Origin of the sequence: Rhodococcus sp. NPDC079359, from assembly GCF_040702585.1 — a bacterium.
GTDB lineage: Bacteria > Actinomycetota > Actinomycetes > Mycobacteriales > Mycobacteriaceae > Rhodococcoides.
In genome coordinates this window covers 124017-146515 of sequence record NZ_JBFBLH010000011.1, presented here as the reverse complement: position 1 = coordinate 146515, position 22499 = coordinate 124017, and the positions used below count along the sequence as shown (strand labels likewise).

General features: G+C 64.7%; 23 protein-coding genes. 13 read left to right on the top strand and 10 right to left on the bottom strand.

The window, feature by feature from the left end:
* Positions 1–129: 129 nt before the first annotated feature.
* From AB0362_RS22395 to AB0362_RS22380, 4 genes are all read right to left on the bottom strand, one after another.
* Positions 130–345 carry a hypothetical protein gene (locus AB0362_RS22395; RefSeq protein ID WP_149407980.1) on the bottom strand — a complete coding sequence of 72 codons (216 nt, stop codon included), beginning with the start codon at positions 343–345 and terminating at the stop codon, positions 130–132.
* A 100-nt stretch (positions 346–445) separates the two neighbouring features.
* On the bottom strand, positions 446–1318 hold the full coding sequence (locus AB0362_RS22390) for a pseudouridine synthase (RefSeq protein WP_317810565.1): 873 nt from the start codon (positions 1316–1318) through the stop codon (positions 446–448).
* 2 nt (positions 1319–1320) lie between these two features.
* On the bottom strand, positions 1321–2163 hold the full coding sequence (locus AB0362_RS22385) for a rhodanese-related sulfurtransferase (RefSeq protein ID WP_300520889.1): 843 nt from the start codon (positions 2161–2163) through the stop codon (positions 1321–1323).
* An 18-nt stretch (positions 2164–2181) separates the two neighbouring features.
* Complete coding sequence (locus AB0362_RS22380) at positions 2182–3834, bottom strand: alkaline phosphatase D family protein (RefSeq protein WP_366236147.1); 1653 nt, start codon at positions 3832–3834, stop codon at positions 2182–2184.
* Between the two features lie 127 nt (positions 3835–3961).
* Here AB0362_RS22380 and AB0362_RS22375 point away from each other — a divergent pair, with 127 nt between their 5' ends.
* Entirely contained in the window at positions 3962–5434 is a 1473-nt protein-coding gene (locus AB0362_RS22375; RefSeq protein ID WP_317810566.1) for a cryptochrome/photolyase family protein, read from the top strand.
* 192 nt (positions 5435–5626) lie between these two features.
* On the top strand, positions 5627–7066 hold the full coding sequence (locus tag AB0362_RS22370) for a DUF222 domain-containing protein (RefSeq protein WP_317810567.1): 1440 nt from the start codon (positions 5627–5629) through the stop codon (positions 7064–7066).
* Between the two features lie 293 nt (positions 7067–7359).
* Here AB0362_RS22370 and AB0362_RS22365 read toward each other — a convergent pair whose 3' ends face one another.
* Positions 7360–8415, bottom strand: a complete 1056-nt coding sequence (locus AB0362_RS22365; RefSeq protein WP_317810568.1) for an iron-siderophore ABC transporter substrate-binding protein — start codon at positions 8413–8415, stop codon at positions 7360–7362.
* Between the two features lie 102 nt (positions 8416–8517).
* Here AB0362_RS22365 and AB0362_RS22360 point away from each other — a divergent pair, with 102 nt between their 5' ends.
* On the top strand, positions 8518–9354 hold the full coding sequence (locus AB0362_RS22360) for an SDR family oxidoreductase (RefSeq protein WP_094669573.1): 837 nt from the start codon (positions 8518–8520) through the stop codon (positions 9352–9354).
* The gene (locus AB0362_RS22355) at positions 9351–9845 is read left to right on the top strand and encodes an SRPBCC family protein (RefSeq protein ID WP_149407973.1); all 495 of its coding nucleotides are present in this window, start codon (positions 9351–9353) and stop codon (positions 9843–9845) included. The genes AB0362_RS22360 and AB0362_RS22355 overlap by 4 nt, the downstream gene beginning before the upstream one ends.
* A gap of 3 nt (positions 9846–9848) precedes the next feature.
* On the opposite strand, the gene AB0362_RS22350 is transcribed toward AB0362_RS22355, so the two are convergent.
* Entirely contained in the window at positions 9849–10358 is a 510-nt protein-coding gene (locus AB0362_RS22350; RefSeq protein WP_149407972.1) for a DinB family protein, read from the bottom strand.
* A 99-nt stretch (positions 10359–10457) separates the two neighbouring features.
* Here AB0362_RS22350 and AB0362_RS22345 point away from each other — a divergent pair, with 99 nt between their 5' ends.
* Positions 10458–11492 (top strand): NADPH:quinone reductase, encoded by a 1035-nt coding sequence (locus AB0362_RS22345; protein WP_317810569.1) that lies wholly within the window; start codon positions 10458–10460, stop codon positions 11490–11492.
* A gap of 1 nt (position 11493) precedes the next feature.
* Here the strand turns inward: AB0362_RS22345 and AB0362_RS22340 are convergent, their stop codons facing one another.
* Complete coding sequence (locus AB0362_RS22340) at positions 11494–11967, bottom strand: phosphoribosyltransferase (protein ID WP_317810571.1); 474 nt, start codon at positions 11965–11967, stop codon at positions 11494–11496.
* Between the two features lie 82 nt (positions 11968–12049).
* Here AB0362_RS22340 and AB0362_RS22335 point away from each other — a divergent pair, with 82 nt between their 5' ends.
* From AB0362_RS22335 to AB0362_RS22325, 3 genes are all read left to right on the top strand, one after another.
* Positions 12050–12718: a class I SAM-dependent methyltransferase gene (locus tag AB0362_RS22335; protein ID WP_317810572.1), complete on the top strand. Its 669-nt coding sequence runs from the start codon at positions 12050–12052 to the stop codon at positions 12716–12718.
* 9 nt (positions 12719–12727) lie between these two features.
* Positions 12728–13090 carry a VanZ family protein gene (locus AB0362_RS22330; RefSeq protein ID WP_317810574.1) on the top strand — a complete coding sequence of 121 codons (363 nt, stop codon included), beginning with the start codon at positions 12728–12730 and terminating at the stop codon, positions 13088–13090.
* A 153-nt stretch (positions 13091–13243) separates the two neighbouring features.
* Complete coding sequence (locus tag AB0362_RS22325; RefSeq protein WP_317810607.1) at positions 13244–14752, top strand: stealth family protein; 1509 nt, start codon at positions 13244–13246, stop codon at positions 14750–14752.
* A gap of 3 nt (positions 14753–14755) precedes the next feature.
* Here AB0362_RS22325 and AB0362_RS22320 read toward each other — a convergent pair whose 3' ends face one another.
* Entirely contained in the window at positions 14756–15667 is a 912-nt protein-coding gene (locus AB0362_RS22320; RefSeq protein ID WP_094641556.1) for a phosphodiesterase, read from the bottom strand.
* A gap of 158 nt (positions 15668–15825) precedes the next feature.
* Between AB0362_RS22320 and AB0362_RS22315 the strand changes: the two genes are divergently transcribed.
* Positions 15826–16635: an alpha/beta hydrolase gene (locus tag AB0362_RS22315; RefSeq protein WP_094641337.1), complete on the top strand. Its 810-nt coding sequence runs from the start codon at positions 15826–15828 to the stop codon at positions 16633–16635.
* Between the two features lie 72 nt (positions 16636–16707).
* On the opposite strand, the gene AB0362_RS22310 is transcribed toward AB0362_RS22315, so the two are convergent.
* Together AB0362_RS22310 and AB0362_RS22305 are read right to left on the bottom strand one after the other, a co-directional pair.
* Entirely contained in the window at positions 16708–17835 is a 1128-nt protein-coding gene (locus tag AB0362_RS22310) for an acyl-CoA dehydrogenase family protein (RefSeq protein ID WP_317810576.1), read from the bottom strand.
* A 16-nt stretch (positions 17836–17851) separates the two neighbouring features.
* Complete coding sequence (locus tag AB0362_RS22305; protein ID WP_283347813.1) at positions 17852–19027, bottom strand: acyl-CoA dehydrogenase family protein; 1176 nt, start codon at positions 19025–19027, stop codon at positions 17852–17854.
* A 78-nt stretch (positions 19028–19105) separates the two neighbouring features.
* Here AB0362_RS22305 and AB0362_RS22300 point away from each other — a divergent pair, with 78 nt between their 5' ends.
* Genes AB0362_RS22300 through AB0362_RS22285 form a run of 4 tightly spaced genes read left to right on the top strand, consistent with a single transcriptional unit; the run spans position 19106 to position 22430 of the window.
* Entirely contained in the window at positions 19106–19660 is a 555-nt protein-coding gene (locus AB0362_RS22300) for a histidine phosphatase family protein (RefSeq protein ID WP_283347812.1), read from the top strand.
* A 14-nt stretch (positions 19661–19674) separates the two neighbouring features.
* Positions 19675–20157: a RidA family protein gene (locus AB0362_RS22295; protein WP_283347811.1), complete on the top strand. Its 483-nt coding sequence runs from the start codon at positions 19675–19677 to the stop codon at positions 20155–20157.
* Between the two features lie 39 nt (positions 20158–20196).
* Entirely contained in the window at positions 20197–21687 is a 1491-nt protein-coding gene (locus AB0362_RS22290; RefSeq protein WP_317810580.1) for an ABC transporter permease subunit, read from the top strand.
* The gene (locus AB0362_RS22285) at positions 21684–22430 is read left to right on the top strand and encodes an amino acid ABC transporter ATP-binding protein (protein ID WP_317534050.1); all 747 of its coding nucleotides are present in this window, start codon (positions 21684–21686) and stop codon (positions 22428–22430) included. Before AB0362_RS22290 ends, AB0362_RS22285 begins: the two co-directional genes overlap by 4 nt.
* Positions 22431–22499 lie beyond the last annotated feature (69 nt).

The following is a 22499-nucleotide window of genomic DNA, read 5'->3' as shown; positions in this document are numbered from 1 at the left end:
TTCAGGACTTCGTGCTCGACGCAGACGCGCGCGCGTTTGCCGGGTGCTCACGGAATGGTTACCTGTTCCGCAAGCGTCTGGCGAATGCGCGCGCGTTTGTCGTTTCGAGGGTTTGGCTGAGGGCGCGCCTTACCAGTAGGTCACGTCTGTGGCGACGATTCCGGTGCACTGTCCGGTGAAGATGGTCACCGAGCAGGCCTCCCACAACCGGGACAGATCCGAGAACAAGCTCGACACTCCGCTCGAGCTACCGGTGCTCGCGCTTCCGGTATCGGCCACCGCGACTGCCGGTGACGCGATGGCGATGACTGCGGCTCCCAACACAACAGCAATACGACGCTTCACGCTGTTCTCCTCTTCTCTTCCATCGGACATGGTTCGCTCGACACGCTAACCTCGCGTCCCAATTGTCACAATCGTCCGAACGAACGAACGATGCCGGCCGTCAGAGCTCGAGGGTTCGGGCACTGACGAAACGCCGCGCTTCACCGGTCAACGGGTCCGTGAAATTCAGCGCTCGGGCGAGGAGTTGCAGCGGCCGGGTGAAGTCATCGGCCGGAACCGAGGTGAACACCGGATAGTACGGGTCGTTCACGATGGGAATCCCCAACGACGACAGGTGGATTCGCAGTTGGTGGGTTTTGCCCGTCCTGGGGAAGAGTCGATATCGGGCGGCGGTGCCCAACGTGTCGACCAGTTCGATCAGGGTCTCGCTGTTCGGCTCCCCCGGCTCCTCGTATGCCGTCATCACCCCGTGCTCTTTGAGGATTCGGCTGCGCACGACGCGCGGAAAGTCAAGTGCATCGAATCCCGCAACGGCCTCGTACTCCTTGGTGACGTTACGGGAGGAGAAGAGTTCCTGATACGGCCGTCGGGCATGTTTGGTCTTGGTGAAGAGCAGCACCCCTGCGGTGGCGCGATCGAGTCGGTGTGCGGGCGTCAGGTCGGGGCAGTCGAACTGCCTGCGTAGTCGCACGGTCGCCGTTTCGGTGACGTGCCGACCACGCGGGATGGTGGCGAGGAAGTGCGGCTTGTCGACCACCAGCAGGTCGTCGTCCTCGTGCAGGATGCCGATCTCGAACGGAACCGGAACCTCCTGCGCTGGAACGCGATAGAAGTACACCTGACTTCCGGCGCGATACCGCGTGTCGACGGAGATCGGCCTGCTCTTCTCGTCGACAACTTCGGCGTCGAGCACGGCCCGCCGCCAGTCGTCCTCGGGCAGCTCACGTTCGAGATACTCCACGATGGTGGTGGCCGAATCACCATGCGGCAGAAGCAGCCTGAGCGGAGCGAGACCGTCCCGGAAGGGCAGCATCGTCAGGCGCAGTCGAGGCAGATCAACCGCAGACCGCGGCCGGCGTCGCCGTCGAAGTCCTGGTATCGGGACGTCGGATTGCCGCAGGCACTGCAGCGACCGATGACGGCGGTGTGGTCGGAGAAGTTCTGCGCCATCCGCTTGTCGAAGACGAACAGCGAGCCCTCCCAGAGCGCGTCGTCGCCGAAAGTCTCTGCGTACCGGACGATTCCACCGTCGAGCTGATACACCTCTTCGAACCCGCGGGCCACCATCAGCGAAGACAACACCTCACAGCGCACTCCCCCGGTGCAGTAGGTGACGACCGGGGACTGCTTCAGATGGTCGTAGGCACCGGAGTCGAGTTGGGAGACGAAATCCCTCGTCGTCTCGACGTCGGGCACCACCGCGTTCTTGAACTTGCCGATCTGCGCCTCGAAGGCGTTGCGCCCGTCGAAGAAGACGACGTCGTCGCCGCGGGAATCGACGAGCTCGTGCACCTGCTGCGGACTCAGGTGTTTACCGCCGCCGACCACTCCGTCGGCGTCGACCTTCAACTCGCCGGGGGCACCGAAGGTGACGATCTCGTCGCGCACCCGCACACTCAGGCGCGGGAAGTCGTTGCCGAGCCCCTCGGACCACTTGACGTCGGCCGCCTTGAACGCCGGATAGCTGCGGGTGCCGCGGACGTACCGTTTGACGTCGTCGACGTCACCGCCCACCGTCGCGTTGATGCCGTGCTCGGAGATCAGGATGCGTCCGGTCAGATTGTTCGACGCGGCCAGCGTCTGCTGCCACAACCGGATCGCCTCGGGATCGGGCAGCGGAGTGAACACGTAGAACAGGACGATTTTCGGTACAGCCACGCCGACCAGTATGGCGCGTTACCCGGCAGGTGGTGCCGCCGCCCGGACTCGCTGGGTGCCGGAGTCGACGGTGAAGCCCGCTCCCCAGTAGACGCCGGTCTGCGGATCCTCCTTGGCGGTGAGGAACCAGTGGTCCATCCGAGCCGCCGTCCTGGTGACCTCGAAGACGCCGAACCCGTGACTGTCCAGGTCCACGAACTTCACGTGCTGGTTGAGTGCCTTGAATGCTTCCTCGGCGACGCGGCCCAGCGTGTGGGGCGGAGTACGCGTCAGGTCGTCGATGTTGGCCGAGCTGACCGAGGTGACGACGAGCTCCGTGGCAGCAGGCTCGGTGGTTGCGTACTGCGCCGCGTCGAGGGGTACCTCGCAGGCCCAGGCCGAGTGGATGTCGCCGGTAATGAAGACGGTGTTGTCGACGCCCGCGTCCACGATGGCTCCGAGCAGCTTGCGGCGGTCGGCGGTGTATCCGTCCCACGGATCGGCGTTGTACGGCAGACCGCCCTCCGGGATCCCGAGAAGCGAGGTGACCGCCCTGGCCGCGTCCCGGTCCAGCGGCGGGATGAGAGTGGGCGTGATCATCACCGGATTCCCGACGATCTTCCACTGCGTCGGCGACGAGACGATGCCGTCGGTGAGCCACTGCATCTGCTCCGCGCCGGTGATGGTCCGGTTGGGCGAATCGACCTCGGGACCGTTGAACGGCAACACCTGCTGCGAGCGGTAGGTGCGCAGGTCCAGCATCGACAATTCGAGCAGGTTGCCGAACCGCAGCCGACGGTAGAGGTGACGGTTGGTTGAGGTGCCCGCAGCGCGCACCGGCATCCACTCGTAGTACGCCTGCTCGGAATTGGCCTTGCGGGTGGACCAGTCGCCCTCGGTGCCCGGAGTGTGATTCTGTGCGCCGGTGTCGTAGGCATCGTTGGCGGATTCGTGGTCGTCCCACGTGCAGATCCACGGCACGCCGACGTGCGCGGCCTGCAGATCGGGATCGGACTTGTACTGCCCGTGCCGCTGACGGTAGTCGGCAAGGGTGACGATCTCGTGGGTGGGCGAATGCTGCCGGATCACCCCGTCGCGGCCCGGAAATCCGCCGGTCTCGTACTCGTAGATGTAGTCCCCGAGATGGACGATGGCGTCGAGATCTCCTCGGGCGGCCAGGTGCCGGTACGCGCCGAAGTAGCCCGACTCCCAGTTGGAGCACGAGACGACGCCGAAGCGCATCGCATCGATATCGGCGTCGTTGGCCGGTGCGGTGTGCGTCGTCCCGACGGCCGATGCCGCGTCGCTCGTCCGGAAGTCGTAGAAGTACGTGGTGTCAGCGCTGAGTCCGTCGACGTCGACCTTGACGGTGTGGTCGGTGGCGGGGCCGGTTTCGACGGTTCCGGAGGCGACGATGTCACCCATGTCCGCGCTGCGGGCAACACGCCACGTCACCGATACCTGCGGGCCGACGCCAGAGCCCGGGGTGGCGTAGGGCGTGGGGGTGATGCGGGTCCACAGAATGATCGCGTCGGGCAAGGGATCTCCCGACGCCACCCCGTGCAGAAAGCCGAGGTCGCTGCCCTGCGCGTGGGCGGTCGCGGGCAGTGTCGTGGCTACTCCGGCCACCGCGACGGCCACCGACGACGAGCGAAGAAACGTCCTTCTGGAAAGCGCAGACTCAGCGTGCATCGGGTCAGTCCATGCGATGGATGGTCGGCGGTCAAGTAAGGCGCGCCTGGGTCGGCCACAGTGTTCACCGGCCGGCCATGTGCCGGACGCTGGTTTGCCTTCGTCGCTGTGGGAGAACACTCCGAGAATGGACGCTCTGTGGTTGTTCGGTGATCAGCTCGGTCCGCACTTTCACTCCGTGGACGAGCATGCGGATCGAGAAGTGCTGATGATCGAGTCCAGGCGCGTGTTCCGGCGTCGGAGATACCACCGACAGAAGCTGCATCTCGTGTTGTCGGGGATGCGGCACCTCGCTGACGAGTTGGGTGATCGCGTCACCTACCTGCAGACCGAGACGTATCGCGAAGGGTTGGCCGAGTACGGCAAGCCCGTGGTGGTGTTCGAGCCCACCTCGCACGCGGCGGAGAAGTTCGTCGCCGCCTTGCACGAGGAGGGGCTGGTCTCGGAGATTCTGCCGACGCCGATGTTCGCGCTTCCCCGCGCCGAGTTCGCCGACTGGGCCGCCGAGCGTGGCACCTTTCGGATGGAGACGTTCTACCGCGAGCAACGCAAGAAGTTCGGGGTACTGATGGACGGTTCCGAACCGGTCTCCGGAAAATGGAACCTCGACGCCGAGAATCAGTCACCGCCGCCGAAAGGACGCCTGACGCTGGGCGTGGAGGAACCCTGGTGGCCGACCGAGGACGCGATCGACGAGCAGGTGCGCGCCGACCTCGACGACTGGGACCTCGACACGGTCGGAGTCAACGGGCCACGAGTGTTCGCGGTGACTGCTGCCGAGGCGTCGGATGCGTTGGAGCACTTCGTGAACTACCGCTTGGACGACTTCGGTAAGTACGAGGACGCCGTGATGGCCGACGACTGGACGATGTCGCACTCGCTGCTGTCGGTGCCACTGAACCTCGGCCTGCTGCAACCGCTGGACGTGGCGCACGCTGCCGAGGACGCGCACCGAGACGGCACCCCCTTGGCGAGCGTCGAAGGGTTCGTGCGGCAGATCCTCGGCTGGCGCGAGTACGTGTGGCATCTGTACTGGCATCTGGGGCCCGAGTACCTCGAGCGCAACAAGTTCGAAGCACATGAGCCACTACCGAGTTGGCTGACCGAGTTGGACGGAGATGCCGTGGTGGCGAAATGCCTGTCCAGCACCGTCGACGGCGTGCGTGATCGCGGGTGGGTGCACCACATTCCTCGACTGATGATCCTGGGAAACTTTGCGCTGCAACATGCGTGGGACCCGCGAGCGTTGACCGACTGGTTCGCAACGGCTTTCGTCGACGGGTTCGCCTGGGTGATGCCGGTGAACGTCATCGGCATGAGTCAACACGCGGACGGCGGGGTGATCGCCACCAAGCCCTACGCCTCGGGTGGGGCGTACCTGAATCGCATGACGGACTACTGCAAGCCGTGCGAGTTCAACCCGAAAAAGCGACTGGGCGACGACGCCTGCCCCTTCACCGCCGGCTACTGGGCCTTCGTGCACCGACACCGCGAGATGTTGGCGCTCAATCACCGCACGGCGCGACAGGTGTCGTCGATGAACCGATTGAGCGACTTGGAGCAGGTGCTGGAACAGGAGCGTCAACGCGAGGTGTACTGACGCATCAGGAAACGCACCGACGTTCGGGTGCATTTGTCACAGCAAATTGGCCGAGACGTGCGATCTTCGGGTGCCGCGGGTCCTCTACCATGACGCACCGACAGGTTCGGGTTCTCGAATCCTTATGCAGGGCAATAGTTTTCGATTGCACTATGGTTGCCAGTCGAACGCGCGTTCGATACACTTGCTTCCATGGCCACGGAGATCTGGCAACTGAGCGAGAGCGAACTGCTCGCCGACGCCGCCGCGGTCTCCCATCAGATCCAACTGCTCGAAGCTCGCCGGATCGCTCTCGTCGCCGAGATCGACACCCGCGTGAGCCGGGAGAAACTCGGCTTCCCCGGACCCGCCGGATGGCTGACCTCCACCACCCTGCTCTCACCGTCCAAAGCCACCAAGATCGTCGCCCTCGCCCGCGGACTGAAGAACTTTCCCGACATCGCCGACGCCGTGAACACCGGCGTCATGACCATCGACCACGCCGCCCTGATCCTCACCTTCGCCGAAACCCCACCGGAAAACCTGCCAGAAAAGGGTCGCGACATGGCCCGCGCCGCGTTGATCAAATCTGCGACAGGACCCGACGCGCGCACCGGCCGGATCCGAGCAGCGATCACCAGACTCGAAGACAGCTTCGGCACCAAGAAACCACCCGCCGAGAACACCGACCGCAACGAACTCTTCGCCTCCACAACCCTGAACGGTCGGCTGGTGTTGAAAGGTGACTTCGATGCTGTCACCGGAGAGAAACTGCTCACTGCACTCTCCCCGCTGACCGAACCCCACCCCGCCGCCGACGGCACCGGGACACTCAAAATCACAGACGACCGCAGCCCCGCCCGGCGCAGAGCCGACGCCTTCGGACACATCGTCGACCAGTACCTCGCCTCGAGTGACCGCCCCATCGAAGGCGGAGAGCGCCCCCACCTGAACCTGCACATCCGGTTGCAGGACCTCACCGACCTCCAGAACTGCGGAGGCGAAGACGACATCACCGACGACATCACCGACGACGAAACCTCACGCGCAGCAACAGAATCCGACACCGACACGGTCGATCCTGTCGACATCGACACCGGTGGCCCGATTTACCCCGACACCGCAGAACCGCATGCGGCGGATGAACCCGAGGCCGGCAGCGCTGCGGGAGCTGCCGCCGATCGCGGCGCGTATCGCGACTTGTTCGGCGACGGCACTTCGGTCGGGTGGCTGCCGTGGATGGGGCCACTCTCCCGCAACACTTCCCGCCAGTTGGCGTGTGATTGTGTCCTGACCGCGATCGTGATGGACGAGAACGGCAACCCACTCAACCTCGCCCGCACCGCCCGTACCGTCACCGCCAAACAACGCAGAGCCCTCACCGCCCGCGATCACGGGTGCGCGTTCCCCGGCTGCGGAAAACCCGCCGCCTGGACCGAAGGACACCACATCTGGCACTGGGGCGACGGCGGACCCACCGACATGAACAACCTGGTTCTGCTCTGCGGATTCCACCACCGCCTCATGCACCACTCCGATTGGGAAGTGTTCATCGGCACCGACAACCACCCGTGGTTCGTACCACCGGCAACCGTCGACCCCTACCGGCAACCCAGGCCATCCCACGCCCGAGCAGGCCCCCACATCGCGTGAGCCTCAGGAAAGACTCCAGCCCCGCACCGAGAACACGGTGCGGGGCTGGAAGAGATTGTTCGACAGACTCAATCGGGTGAAGCAAGGATCGGTCACCGCAGTGATGCGACACCATCTCGAGCACGGCCCGAGTCTCCAACGAGGGCGAGAGTGAAGGGAGAGCGATTGCGAGCGGCCAGCGGACGCTATGTTCCGACTATGGCCGCCACTCTCTCGAACACGGGCTGCCAGATCGACCGTGGACTTCGGTGGCGTGCACGAGTCGCGTGGTTTGTCCGCTCCGCTCGATCACGCTATGACGTGCGGGCGTCGAGTTTCGCGACAGCCTCGTCGATCATCGGCACATATCGCTCCAGTGCCCACGGCACCGTCAGCGGATTGATGATGGACGATCCGGTGACGAACGACTGATCCGTCGGTGCCACGACCGAACCGCGGGACACGGCCGGGATCTGCTTGTAGGCAGGCTGATTCTCGGTGTCGGTGCGGTTCTGCGGATCCGAGTAGAAGGTGAAGATCAGGTCCGAGTCGTTCAACAGATTCGCGTTCTCCAACCCGATGACCGCCGAGTCGGTGCCCTCGGTCTCGTCGAGCGTGTTCACCACCGGATCGACCTGCAACCCGAGTGCTCGCACCATCGCGACGCGTTGCTCGTCGGCAAGAAACACTCCCAGCGTCCCGGGCCCGGTGTTGTAGATGTACGAGAAACTCACCCCGGCATATTCGGGGTGCTCGCTGGTGGCGTCGGCGAAGCGGCCCTTGATCTTCTCGATCTCGTCCGCCGCCTTCGCTTCCTCCCCCATGGCCTTGCCGATGACGGTGATCTGGTCTTCCCAGGTGATCGTCCACGGCTGCTCCTCGTACGCGACCACCGGTGCGAATGCGCTCAGCTTGTCGAACTGATCCTGCGTGACGCCGGACCACGGGGCCAGAATCAAGTCGGGTTCGAGGGCAGCAACGGCTTCGATGTTCAATTCGGTTCCACCGGTGAACTGTTGGGGAAGTTCGGCACCCAACTCGGTCACCGCGTCGTGAACCCACGGCAGATACCCGGTGTCGTCGGCACCCCACGAGTACTCCTCGACGCCGACGGGCACGGTGCCCAGCGCGATCGCCGTCTCGGCCGAGCCCTGCCCCAGAGTCACGATGCGCTCCGGCTTCTCGGTGATGACGGCCTGACCCAGAGCCGAATCGATGGTGACAGCGGCAAAGTCGCCGCCGCCGTCCTGTTCGGGCTCGGCAGTATCGGCAGAGGAGCACGCCCCCACCACCAGGGCCGCCACGGCAAGCGTGGACAGCAGGGTTGCACGGCCGGTAGTGCGTCGACCGGCCGGTGACACTGAGAACATGGTTACCTCTCGACGAACCAGCGGGAATCAAAGTAAGACTAGGCTAACCTACAAGATCCATTCAAATGCGCTGCCCGGCGGCCATTCGCTACGGTGGGTCGCATGAGCCTTCCTCGTCCAGCACCCGACCGGACCGCCGTCGTGACCGGAGCATCCTCGGGCATCGGGGCCTCCATCGCCCGCGAACTCGCCTCCCGGGGCTACGGCGTCACCCTCGTCGCTCGGCGAGCCGACAAGCTCGAAGACTTGGCACAGGAGATCCGAGCACGGGGAGTCCGAGCCGAGGTGCTCGCAGCAGACCTCTCCGACCGCAGCGCTCGCGCCGAACTGCTCGGCCGCATCACCGAACTCGGCCTCATCCCGGACATCCTGATCAACAACGCCGGACTGTCCACCCTCGGACCGGTCGCAGAATCGGACCCGGCGGCGGAAATGAACATGATCGAGGTCGACGTGGTCGCCGTTGCGGACCTGTGCACCCGATTCCTCCCCGGCATGGTCGAGCGCCGACGCGGCGCACTGCTCAACGTCGCCTCGACTGCCGCGTTCCAACCTCTGCCCGGACAGGCCGGCTACGGCGCGTGCAAGGCATTCGTGCTCTCCTACACACAGTCGCTGACCGGTGAACTGCGCGGAACCGGCGTCACCGCCACCGCACTGTGCCCCGGACCCGTACACACAGGATTCGGCGAGGCCGCAGGGTTCGCGAAAGACGATGCAGAGAAGGCACTTCCACCCATCATGTGGGTCGAGGCGGACACAGTCGCCAAGACTGCCGTCGACGACATGACCAAGGGGCGCATGGTGTCGATTCCGGGAGCGGCAAACCGCATCGGATCCATCTTCGCGCAGATCACACCGCGAACGGTGTTGGTGCCCATGCTCACTCGCATTCACCCCGGCCTGGGCAAGAACGCCCGCAAGGGAGCCTCGTCATGAGTCGCGAACTCACCGTCTCGGACAGCATCGTCGTCGCTGCCGATCCGAACACGCTGTACGCCGCGATCAGCGACCCCACGCGCATGGGTGAGTGGAGCCCGGAGAACAGAGGTGCCACCGTCCACGAACCCCGCGAGAGTGCCTACGTGGGAATGGTGTTCGACGGAACCAACAAGCGCGGCCGGGCGAAGTGGGTCACGCGCTGCACCGTCACCGCGGCCGATCCTGGCAAGACCTTCGAGTTCCGCGTCCATGCCATCGGCAAGAGCGCTCCGAAGATCAAGGGCGCGAACGCAACCTGGCGATACGACTTCGAGCCGGTCGCAGGTGGCACGAAAGTGACCGAGACCTGGACCGACGACCGGACGAAGTGGCCCGACGCGCTGGCTCTCGTGTTCGACAAGATCGTCACCAGCGGTAAGACGTTCCCGCAGTTCCAGCGTCGCAACATTCGCAAGACGCTGGAGAATCTGCAGAAGGTTTACGCCTGATTCTCAGGCCTGCCGGGTGTACAGGCCTAAAACGTACGACGCCTGCCCGGCATGCTGAAGGTCGTCGGACACCACCGACACCAGCCGTGCACCCAGCGTGACCGGCGGGTCCCAGTTCTCGTCGACGATTCGATCCAGATCGTCCGTCGAGATACTGCTCAGGTACGCAACCGTTTTCGAGTGCACGGCATCGTGGTACTCGCGCAGGAGTTCGGCGCTGGAGGTGACCTCGGCGACGTCCTCTGACGACTGGCCGTACCCGATATCGGACCGGTCGAACGGGAGACCGAAGCGCTCGAACCACGAGTCGGAGTTCCACAACTGCTCGCTGCCTGCCACTCCGGCGATGTGGTCGTCCTGCACCCGCGTCAGGTGCCACAGCAGCCACGCAATGCTGTTGGCCTCGGAGTCGGGCCGGTAGGTCAACGCTGCGGCGGGGATGTCGTCCAGTACCGAGTGGACGAGTTCCTTGATTCGGCCGAACGCGTCGGTGAGCAGTTCGTTGTGATTCATGCGATCCGTTTCTCCTGTGACAGCACTGATGACCACTCATGCATACCCCCGATGGGGCCGCAGGGAACATCGGGGCGGTCCGAGCGCGTTGGACCGGATATGACTGCTCCAGCGATTGTGTACACCCGCACCGGCGATTCGTCCGTCCTCGAACTGAAAGATCGCGAGGTGACCGAGCCCGCCGCAGGCGAAGTTCGGGTCCGCATCGTGGTCTCGGGCGTCAATCCGACGGACTGGAAGAACAGGACCGGCTCGGGGCCGGGTGAGAAGCTGGCATTCGACGAGGTGGTACCGAACCAGGACGGTGCCGGAGTGATCGACGCTGTCGGCCCCGATGTCGAGGGGCTTGCCGTCGGAGATCGCGTCTGGGTCTACCTGGCCCAACATCAGCGCCCGACCGGTACCGCCCAGTCTTTCTCGATCCTGCCTGCCTCCCGAGTGGTTCGGCTGCCCGATGGCGTCGGATTCGACGTGGGCGCAAGCCTCGGAGTGCCCGCGATGACGGCGCACCGCGCACTGACCGTCTCCGAGGACGGACCTACGCGGCTGCATCCGGGTGCGCTGGACGGCAAGTCGGTTCTGGTCGCCGGTGGTGCCGGTGCCGTCGGCCATGCCGCGATCCAGTTGGCTCGCTGGGCGGGCGCGACCGTGGTGACGACGGTCAGCGGACCGGAGAAGGGCGCACTGGCGACCGCGGCGGGCGCGCACCACGTGGTGAACTACAAGACCGGCGACGCCGCCGCCGAAATTCATGAATTGGTTCCTGCCGGAATCGATCTCATCGTCGAGGTGGCTCCCGCACAGAACGCCGCACTCAACGCTGCCGTAGGCGCGAACCGCGCCTCCATCGCGGTGTACGCCAACAATGGCGGCGACACCGTGACCCTCGACGTTCGGCCGAACATGGTCCTCAACACGCGCTACCAGTTCGTCCTCCTCTACACCGTGGGCGACGAAGCTCTTCGCAACGCCGAGGCGGACGTCAGCGCTGCGGCAGCCGCAGGTGTGCTGGAGGTGGGCGAGGCCACCGGTTTACCGCTGCACCGCTTCTCGCTGAGCGAGACCGCAGCGGCACACGACGCCGTCGAGAACGGAACCGTCGGCAAGGTGCTGATCGACGTCTCCAGCGAATAACTCAGGTGATGACCGGCAACGTGGACCAGGGAAAATTGATCCACTTGTCGGTCTCTCGCCACGAGTAGTCGGGCTGCACAATGGTTCTCGGCTTGGTGTAGATCACGGCCGATCGCACGTCGGCGGTATGCGCCTTCAGTAGGTCGATGACCAGAGCCAGTGTGCGACCGGAATCGGCGACGTCGTCGACGACGAGCAACTTCTTGCCGACGATCGCGTCGGTGTCCAGAAGTGGTTCGAGGACAACAGGATCGGGCAAGGTCTCCTCGATGTCGGAGTAGAACTCGACATTGAGGGTGCCCGCCGCCTTGACGCCCATCGCGTAGGAAATCGCACCCGCGGGGATGAGTCCGCCACGGGCGATCGCGATGACGATGTCCGGGACGAACCCGTCGTCGACGATCTTCTCGGTCAGCTCACGCGAGGCGTCCCCGAACGTCGCCCACGTCAGTACTTCACGTTCCTGTTCGGTCATGGAGGATCACTCTACCCAGAACAGTTTTGCCAATCGAGCAAATTTGTTTGCGCCCGGAGGCATAAGCGGGCAGTCTCGATCCATGGCCGACCACACACATACTCACACTCATGCCGCCGACGGGGCCCACGTGGAACCGGATTTCGAGAACGGTGCCTTCGACGAGGCATTCTGGGACGACCTCTACAACCAGCGCACCACCATCTGGAGCGGCAATCCCAATGCCGTGTTGGTACAGGAAGCGTCCGAGCTGACTCCGGGTCGCGCACTGGACATCGGCTGCGGTGAAGGTGCGGACTCCCTGTGGCTGGCCGGTGAAGGCTGGAACGTGACCGGCGTCGACATCTCCGATGTCGCCCTCGGCCGGGCTCGCGCGGCGCAGCAGGCTCTGGAGCCGCAGACACTCGCGGTGGAATGGCGTCAGGAAGACGTTCTGGAGTGGACTCCCCCGGCCGCGGCGTTCGATTTGGTCTCGGTGCACTTCCTGCAGGTGCCGCCGGACGAGCTCGCACTGACCACCCGCAGGTTCGGGGCTGCTGTCGCACCGAAGGGACGTCTTCTGATCGTCGGGCACAGTCCGAGCGACAGCCACGCCTCGCAGCACCCGGCCAAGAACCGGCTGTTCGCTCCGGAACCGGTGGTCACCGCGGCGGGCGACGGGTTCGAGCAGATCCATGCCGAACACCGCACCCGTACGACGCCCGACGGCGACGAGCGCATCGACACGGTGGTGGTACTGCAGCGCCGGTAAACTCGGGCAGTGTTCTCGCAGTCGACGTATCGAATTCCCCTGGCCGTCACGTTCGTGGTAGCGCTGATCGTGCTGTTCACCCCTGCGTCCGGGGTGCCGTCGGGATTTCAGCACAGCGACAAGATCATTCACTTCCTGTTGTTCGCGGTCCTCGCGTACACCTCCCGTCTGGCCGGAATCGACTGGATCCGAACCGCACTGTGGGTACTGGCATTCGCGGCGATCTCGGAGGTCCTGCAGGCGATCCTGCCTCTGGGACGCTCCGGATCGCTCGCCGACGCTCTCGCCGACGCCGCCGGAGTTGCTGTGGGCCTGGTCGCGGCGAGCCGGGTACTACCGCGGCCCGTCGGAAATGCCGCGGACCTGCACTAGACTGTGCCTGCACCGGGTTTCCCCGGCCTGCGCGCACACTCCGGAAGGAACGCCATCACCTCGTCCTCTGCCCCGCACGATATCTACCTCGTTCCACCGGAGCACGAGACCAATGATGCCGTCACCCGAGAATCCGCAGCGTCCGCAGCGCGCCTGAGCGAACGATCCGACGTGGTCAGCCACGACGGCCGCTACGCACTGACGATCACCGCCACCACCCCGCACCAGGCGATGGTCGAGGATCTGCTGTTCGTCCGCGCCGTGCTCGACGCCGCCCGCATCAAGTACCTTCTCGTCCGCGGCAACGACGAACGACCGGTCATCGCCATAGAACTCGCTGCCCGGGACGCGCTCACCACCGCATTGGTACACGCCTGCCGCGCCGAGCCGTTCTACTCCAAGACCGTCGACGCCCGCGGGAAAGCCGTGCTGGTTGCCGACGGCACACTCTCGCCGTCCGCGAACGCCCGGATCGTGCGGCTGTACCGTCCGCGAGTCGAACCGTTCAGCGGGTTGTACTACGGCGCATCGACGGCAGTGCAGATCGAACTGTGGTCGTTCTCGCCGTCCGAGATCGTGCTCCCGATCGAGAATTCGCTGACGCGTCGCAACATTCGGCCCGACGAGGCCGTCCGCGGAACGGTCGAACGCTTCGGCAGAACGTGGCCGACCATCGAGAACATGTTCGCCGACCACGCGTCGGACATCAATTTCGACATCGACATCGTGTTCTCCTGGGTCGACGGCTCCTCGGCAGAATTCCAGGCCCAGCGCGCGCGGCGGATGGCGAACTACGTCGTCGGTGAGGGTGACGACTCAGCAGCCCGCTACCGGCAGATCGACGAACTGAAGTATGCGCTGCGGTCGATTCACATGTACGCACCGTGGATCAGGCGCATCTTCGTGGCCACCGACTCGGCGAGGCCTGCATGGCTCGCCGACCACCCCAAGGTGACGTTCGTGCCGAGCGAGGCCTTCTTCGTCGACACATCCGTTCTGCCGACCCACAATTCGCAGGCCGTCGAAAGCCAGCTGCATCACATCCCCGGATTGTCCGAGCACTTCCTGTATTCGAACGACGACATGTTCTTCGGTCGACCGGTCAGTCCGTCGATGTTCTTCTCCCCCGGTGGAATCAGCATGTTCATCGAAGCGACGACCCGAATCGGGTTGGGCTACAGCGACGCCGACCGCAGCGGTTTCGAGAACGCGGCGCGGGTGAACCGTCGAATCCTGCAGAACCGATTCGGAATGACCACAACCCGGCATCTCGAACACGCGGCAACACCGCTGCGGCGCAGCGTGATGCAGGAGATGGAGAACGAATTCCCGGACGAGTTCGCCTCCACCGCGGCGAGCGCGTTCCGGGCGAGTACCAACATCTCGGTGACCAACTCGCTGTACCACTACTACGCGCTGATGAGCGGTCGCGCCGTGGTCCAGAAGGACGCCAAGGTCCGGTACATCGACACCACCACCGTGGCTGGTCTCGACCTGATGGAGAAGCTGCTCCCCAAGCGATCGGTGGACTTCTTCTGCCTCAACGACGGCAGCTTCCCCGAGGTCGACCTGGACCTGCGCACCCGAACGGTGACACAGTTCCTGGACAAGTACTTCCCCATCGTCGCGCCCTGGGAACGCGCGAGGACCGACGAACGCTGATGCTCAGGCGTCGCTGAACGTCTTGCGCCGCGCGCTGTCTGCGATGGTCACTCCCGCCGCATTCAGCCTGCGCGCGGTCTCCTGAGCCGAGACCGGCTCTCCCACAGTGTCGTACGACCCTGTGGGCACCACCGAATGCACGACGGTGTCCTCGTAGACATGGACCAGGTTGTAGCCCTGGGCACCGTCGCGTCCGCGCAATCCGCCTGCGGGCACGTTCAGATCCTGGGTGTAGCAGGTGGCCGACGCCACCGAGACCGGGATACCCGCGAACGTGGCGGTCGTCGAATAGTGCAGGTGCCCAGCAAGAATGGATCGCACATCGGTTCCGCGTAGCACGTCGGCCAGCCGAGGCTGATCGATCAGTTCGACCAGCACGGCGAGATCGAGCACGGTCGGTACCGGCGGATGATGCATCGCGAGAATGGTGCCGAACTCGGCGGGGGTCGCGAGAGTGTCTGCCAGCCAGGTCAATTGCTCGTCGCCGAGCTCACCGTGATGCCTGCCCGGCACCGTCGTGTCGAGCGTCACCACACGAAGACCGTCGACGTCGTGGACACGATCGATGGACTGCCCGGTGGGTTCGGCGTCGAGAAGCTTCTGACGAAACGTCGCCCGGTCGTCGTGATTGCCCATCGCCCAGACGATCTGCGCACCGAGTTCCTCGGCCACCGGCTCGACCAACGCGCGCAATTTCTCGTACGCGCCCGGCTCACCCTTGTCCGTCAGATCCCCCGTGAACACCAATGCGTCGGGCCGCACACCGGAGTTGCGTACGTCGGTCATCACCTGCTCGAGCCGCAAATGACTGTCCACGCCCCCGTACAACCGACCTCCGCCGTCGACGAGATGCGTGTCGCTGATATGCAGCAAGCAGTGATGGGGACGTGGGTACTCGGCCATCCGAGACTTCATCGAACTCTCGCTCACGATCGGACCTACCGTTTCACGTTCACCCGGCTGGGCGAACGCCACTGTTGCAACCCAAGCATACGAGCGTTCACTGAGAAAAAGCTGGTCGGATCTACGCGGTGAACACCGCACCAACATCCGGCGTGTGACAGGTTGAGAGCATGACGAAACCGAAGCTGACCACCCTTCTCGCAACTGCAGGACTGACGGTGGGGTCGATGGTCGGCATCGGCGTCGCGCCCGCTGCCGCGCAGGAGCTGCCGACCGTGGTGCTGGTGCACGGAGCCTTCGCGGACAACACCAGCTGGGACGGCGTAGCCGACAACCTCCGCGGCCGCGGCTACCCGGTGGTGACGGCGGACAACTCGCTGCGCGGACCGGCGTTCGACGCGGCCTCGGTCACCGATGTCGTCGAGAGCATCGACGGGCCGGTGGTATTGGTGGGCCATTCGTACGGCGGCACGGTGATCAGCAACGTGCACGCCGACAACGTGGAAGCGCTGGTCTACGTCGCCGCGTTCATGCCCGTCGAGGGCGAACCCGTCGCCCTGGAACTCGACCCCATCCGATTCCCGGTGACCGCGCTGGTGCCGCCGGTGATCGGCCTGTCGATCGTCGACGACTCCTCCAACCTGATCGGCAAGAACGTCGACTCGTACATCACGCCTGCCCTGTTCCGGCCGTTCTTCGCCCCTGATGTCACCGAGGAGCAGGCCGCGCGCATGGTCGCTCACCAGAAGACGATCGCTGCCGGTGCGCTGCTCGAGCCGAGCGGTCCGCCGTCCTGGGCGGACACACCGTCGTGGGCGCTGATTCCCCAGCAGGATCAGATCATCCCGGCCTCGGCCGAGCGGTTCATGGCGCAGCGGGCGGGTGCTCGGGTGACCGAGGTGCCGGGTTCGCACGCGATCCTGGTCTCGAACCCCGCAGCCGTGGCCGACCTCGTCGCCGAGGCGGATGCGGGCAGCTGACACCTCACGAAACGACCTCGGGCCCGGCCACCTGTCGAAGGTGGCCGGGCCCGAGGAGTGTTAGGACGAGCGTCAGATCCCAATCAGATCGTGATCGGCGACCTTCGCGGCAAGGATGCGTAGGTGCTCGTCGGCACCACCGAGCGTGTGCTCGATGGCCACCAGTCGACTGGTGTAGTGCCCCACCGGATATTCGGCCGTCACGCCGATTCCGCCGTGCAACTGAATGGCCTCCTGGCCGATCTTGCGACCGGACCGCGAGATCTGCAGCTTCGCGCGCGACGCGATGGTCGGGTCGACGTTGCCGTCGGCCAAGGACATCGTGGCGTACAGGCTCATGCTGCGGGCGAGTTCGAGCAGCACGTACATGTCCGCCGCACGGAAGGTGAGCGCCTGGAACTTGGCCAGCGGAACCCCGAACTGCTTGCGCTGCTTGAGGTAATCGGTGGTCAACCGAAGCGCCTCTTCCATCGCACCGATCGCCTCGGCGCAGAGCGCGGCCTGCGCTCGCACCTCGGCACCGGTGATGGCTGCGGCCGCGTTCTCGGCGGTGCCCAGCGGTTCGGCTGCGACGTCGACGAATTCGATCTGCGCGGCGCGCTGACCGTCGTGGGTGGCGTAGGACTTGCGCGTGAGACCGGTCGCGTCGGCGTCGACGACGAACAGTCCTGTTCCACCGCTGGGCAGCGTCGCACTGACGACGATCACGTCTGCGCTACCACCGTGCGGAACCGGATTCTTGACGCCGTTGATCGACCACGATCCACCGTCCTCGGTGGCGGTGGTGGCGACCTCGACGTTGGGCCAGCGGCTTCCGGATTCGTTGTGCGCGAACGCCAACATCGACGATCCCTCGGCGACAGGCGGCAGGAGCCGCGCGCGCTGATCGGCGCTGCCGAGCTCGGAGATCAACCCGCCGGGGACGAGGACGGCGTCGAGAATCGGCTCCGGTGCGAGCCGTCGTCCGACCTCGGTCATCACGGCCATGATCTCCACCGGACCGGCGTCCATTCCGCCGTCTTCCTCGCTGAACGTCAGACCCAGCAGGCCGACCTCCGCCAACTGCTTCCAGACGTCGGTGCTCCAGCCCAGCTCACCGGCAACGATCTTGTTGCGCTTCTCGGTGTCGTAGGCACGCGAGAGAACCTCACGAGTGGTGTCGCGCAGCAGCTTCTGCTCTTCGTTGAGTTCGAAATCCATGTCTTCAGATGCTCCCTTACAGTCCGAGAATCGCAGAGGCGATGATGGTGCGCTGAACCTCGTTCGAGCCGCCGTAGATCGACACCTTGCGGTAGTTGAGATACCCCGGTACCGAGCGCTGAGCCCAGCCCTCGCTCTCGATGTCCTCGCCCGCCTCGTAGGGCAGTGAGTCCGGCCCGGCGACGTCCATCAGCAATTCGGTGGTGGCCTGCTGCAGTTCCGATCCCCGCAGCTTGAGAATGGACGACGCCGGATTCGGCTTGCCGTCGTCGGAGCTCGACACCATGCGCAGCTGAGTCAGCTCGAGGGCGAGCAGTTCGTTCTCGACCTCGGCCATCTTGGCCGCGAACAGTGGATCGTCGAGCAGCGTGCCGGTGCCGACCTTGGTCTGCGCCGCGTGCTTCTTCGCCTGTCCCAGATGCACTTTGGTGTGCCCGGCACGGGCGACGCCGGTGCGCTCGTTGCCGAGCAGGAACTTGGCGTAGCTCCAGCCCTGGTTCTCCTCGCCGACGAGGTTCTCCGCTGGAACGCGGACGTTGTCGAAGAAGACCTCGTTGACCTCGACACTGCCGTCGACCAGCTTGATGGGACGCATCTCGATGCCGGGAGTGTTCAGATCGATCAGCAGGAACGAGATTCCGGCCTGCTTCTTCGGCGCGTCCGGGTTGGTGCGCACGAGCGCGAAGATCCAGTCGGCGTACTGGCCGAGCGTGGTCCATGTCTTCTGTCCGTTGACGATGTAGTCGTCACCGTCGCGGATGGCGGTGGTGCGCAACGACGCCAGGTCCGATCCGGCCTCGGGCTCGGAGAAGCCCTGGCACCACCAGATGTCGAGGTTCGCCGTCTTGGGCAGGAACTTCTCCTTGAGCTCCTGCGAGCCGAACGTCGCGATGACCGGGCCGACCATCGAGGCATTGAACGCCAGCGGCTCGGGCACCGAAGCCAACTGCATTTCGTCGAGCCAGATGTGACGCTGTACAGCGGTCCAGTCGCGGCCACCGAACTCGGCGGGCCAATGCGGCACCGCCAGGCCGTTCTCGTTCAGGATTCGCATGGTCGTGACCACCTCGTCCTTGCTCAACTCCTGACCCGTCGCGCTCTTCTCGCGAATCTCGGCGGGGACCTTCGTGGTGAAGAACGTCCGCATCTCGTCACGGAACGCGGCCTCTTCTTCTGTCAGGGCAAGATTCATCGACAATCCTCCAAGCTCGTTCGCGTATCTTCGTATCGACCGTACTCCCTGGTAACTCTGGGATATTCTCCGCTCACTATGACTCTTCTGGCACTGGTTCGGCACGGTGAAACGAACTGGAATCTGCACGGGCGCCTGCAGGGCTCTTCGGACATTCCTCTCAACGACACCGGGCGAGCTCAGGCCCGCGAGGCCGGCTACGAGCTCGAGTACCGGACATGGGACCACCTGGTCAGCTCCCCGCTGATCAGAGCGGCGGAAACCGCAGACATCATCGGCGCGCACCTGGGTCTGACCCGCACCGCCGAGTTCCCCGATCTGGCCGAGCGGCACTTCGGTGACGCCGAGGGCTTCACCGACTGGGACGCGTACTCGCACTGGCCGGACGGCCGGTACCCGGGCTTGGAGCCGCGTTCGAACCTGATCGTGCGAGGTGTGCGCGGCGTGGACGAGATCGCGTCGCGTTACCCGGACTCGGCGGTGATCGCCGTGGCGCACGGCGGCGTCATCCGGGCGATCTTCGACGCGATCCGGCGACGCCACTCCCCGCGCATCCTCAACGCGGGCGTCTCCACCCTCGAACACGACGGTTCTCGCTGGACCGTTCGCACCATCAACGGCATCCCGGTCTGACAGAGTTTTCTTTCATGGAGATCGAACGTCGCATCACCGAACTCGGCTTCACGTTGCCCGGCGAACCGACCGCCCCACCCGGTTTCGAGTTCTCGTTCGAATGGGTGCGCGTACGCGGCAACCGGGTCTTCGCCTCCGGCCATTCCCCCTTGGACCGGGACGGCACCCTGGCCGGCCCGTTCGGTGCAGTGCCGTCGCAGGTCGATCTCGATTCGGCCACCGATGCCGCACGCGACACCGCGCTGGCGCTCCTCGGCAGCGTCGCCCGTGCCATCGGCGACCTCGATCGAATCAGCGCGTGGCTGACCGTGACCGGGTCGGTCAATGCCGACCACGGCTTCACTCAGACCACCACGGTCGTCAACGGCTTCTCGGATCTGGTGCTCGCCATCTTCGGTCCGGAGATCGGTGCTCATGCCCGCACCGCACTCGGGGTGTCTGCATTGCCGATGAACAACACCGTCGTGGTGTCAGCGGAACTGGAGATCGACGGGTAGGTTTTGCTCCACTCGTACATACGGCGAAAGCGGGCGCAGATGGTGCGCAGATCGATTCTTGCTCTGGTCGCGATTCTCATCGGCATCCTGGGATTGTCCGGCTGTAGTTCTTCCTCCCAGTCGTTGCTGGACCGGGTGCAGGACGAGGGCGTACTGGTCGTCGGCACCGAGGGCACCTACAGCCCGTTCAGCTATCAGGGCGCGGACGGACAACTCACCGGATACGACATCGACGTCATCAACGCCGTCGGAGCCGAGTTGGGCGTACGCGTCGACTTCGTGCAGACCCCGTTCGATTCGATCTTCGCCGGACTGCAATCCCAACGCTTCGACCTGATCGCCAACCAGGTCTCGATCACCCCTGCGCGCCAGTCGGCCTACGACCTGTCCACGCCGTACACGGTGTCGGAAGGCCAGATCCTCACGGCCGCAGACGACTCCACCATCACCTCTCTCCCCGATCTGGCCGGCAAGACCACCGCGCAATCCTCGACGAGCAACTGGGCCGAGGTCGCGGCGAACGCAGGCGCGAACGTCGAAGCCGTCGAGGGATTCGTACAGGCGGTCACTCTCGTCAAGGACGGCCGCGTCGACGCCACCGTCAACGACTCCCTCGCCATCGCCGAATACCTGCAGCAGACCGGCGACACCGGCGTGAAGATCGCAGGCGAGACCGGCGACACGACGCTGCAATCCTTCGTGGCCCGCAAGGACAGTGGGCTGATGGACGAGGTCGACACCGCCATCGACACGCTGCGCGAGAACGGCACCATCGCCGAGATCTCGAACAAGTACTTCGGCAGTGATGTCGCCGCACCGACCGCCGACACCGTGGTTCCGACGAGCGACGACGCAGCGTCGACGGCACCGTCCAAAACGCAGCTCGTTCTCGACAACCTGTGGCCGATGCTCAAAGCCACGGTGACAATGACGATTCCGCTGACCGCCATCAGCTTCGTGGTCGGACTCGTCATCGCCCTCGCGGTGGCACTGGCCCGGATCTCGTCGATCGCACCGCTCGCTGCGGTCGCCCGGTTCTACGTCTCGATCATCCGCGGCACTCCCCTGCTGCTGCAGCTGTTCATCATCTTCTACGGGCTACCGCAGTTCGGCATCGTGATCTCGCCGTTCCCGGCCGCGGTGGTCGCGTTCTCGCTCAATGTCGGTGGCTACGCGGCCGAGGTGATCCGGGCCGCGATACTGAGCGTGCCCAAGGGGCAGTGGGAGGCCGCGCAGACCATCGGGATGGGCTACCGAACCACGTTGCAGCGCATCGTACTTCCGCAGGCACTGCGCACCGCGGTACCACCGTTGTCGAACACGCTGATCTCGCTGGTCAAGGACACCTCGCTGGCATCGACCATCCTGGTCACCGAGCTGCTGCGCGTCGCACAACTCGCGGCGGCACCGACCTTCGACTTCTTCACCCTGTATACCGTTGCGGCGCTCTACTACTGGGTGATCTGCATCGTTCTCTCGTTCTTCCAAGGAAAACTCGAAGTCCGACTCGACAGGTACGTGGCCAAATGACAGACCTGCTGGAAGTATCCGCACTGAAGAAATCGTTCGGGCCACTCGAGGTGTTGAAGGACATCTCGTTCACCGTGCCGTCCGGCACCGTCACCGTCATCATCGGACCGTCCGGATCCGGCAAGACCACGGTGCTGCGCACACTGAACGCACTCGACCAGGCCGACGCAGGCATCATCCGCATAGGGGACGTGTCGGTGGATTTCGCAGAATCCGTCAACGCGGCGCAGCTCCGACACTTCCGCGCTCAGAGCGGCATGGTGTTCCAGAGCCACAACCTGTTTCCACACAAGACGGTGCTGCAGAACATCATCGAGGGACCGGTGATCGTGCAGAAGCGAGCCAAGGACGACGCCATCCGTGACGCGCACGCGATCCTCGATCAGATCGGTCTCGACGCCAAGTCCGACCAGTACCCGTTCCAACTGTCCGGAGGCCAGCAACAACGCGTCGGAATCGCCCGAGCCCTGGCCCTGCGCCCCAAGCTGATGCTGTTCGACGAGCCCACCTCGGCACTCGATCCCGAACTCGTGGGCGAGGTGCTCGGCGTCATCAAAGGTCTTGCCGCGCAGGGCTGGACGATGGTGATCGTCACCCACGAAATCCGCTTCGCCCAACAGGTCGCCGATCAGGTGCTGTTCATCGAGAACGGCGTCGTCCTCGAACGCGGCACACCGGAACAGGTGCTGGTGAACCCGACGGAGCCCCGTACCCGCCAGTTCCTGCAGCGGATATTGGCGTAGCGGGGCTGCGCCCGATAGTGAGTGGAGCCTGCGGAACGAATCCGTTGGGATATGTGCGTGGAAACTCGT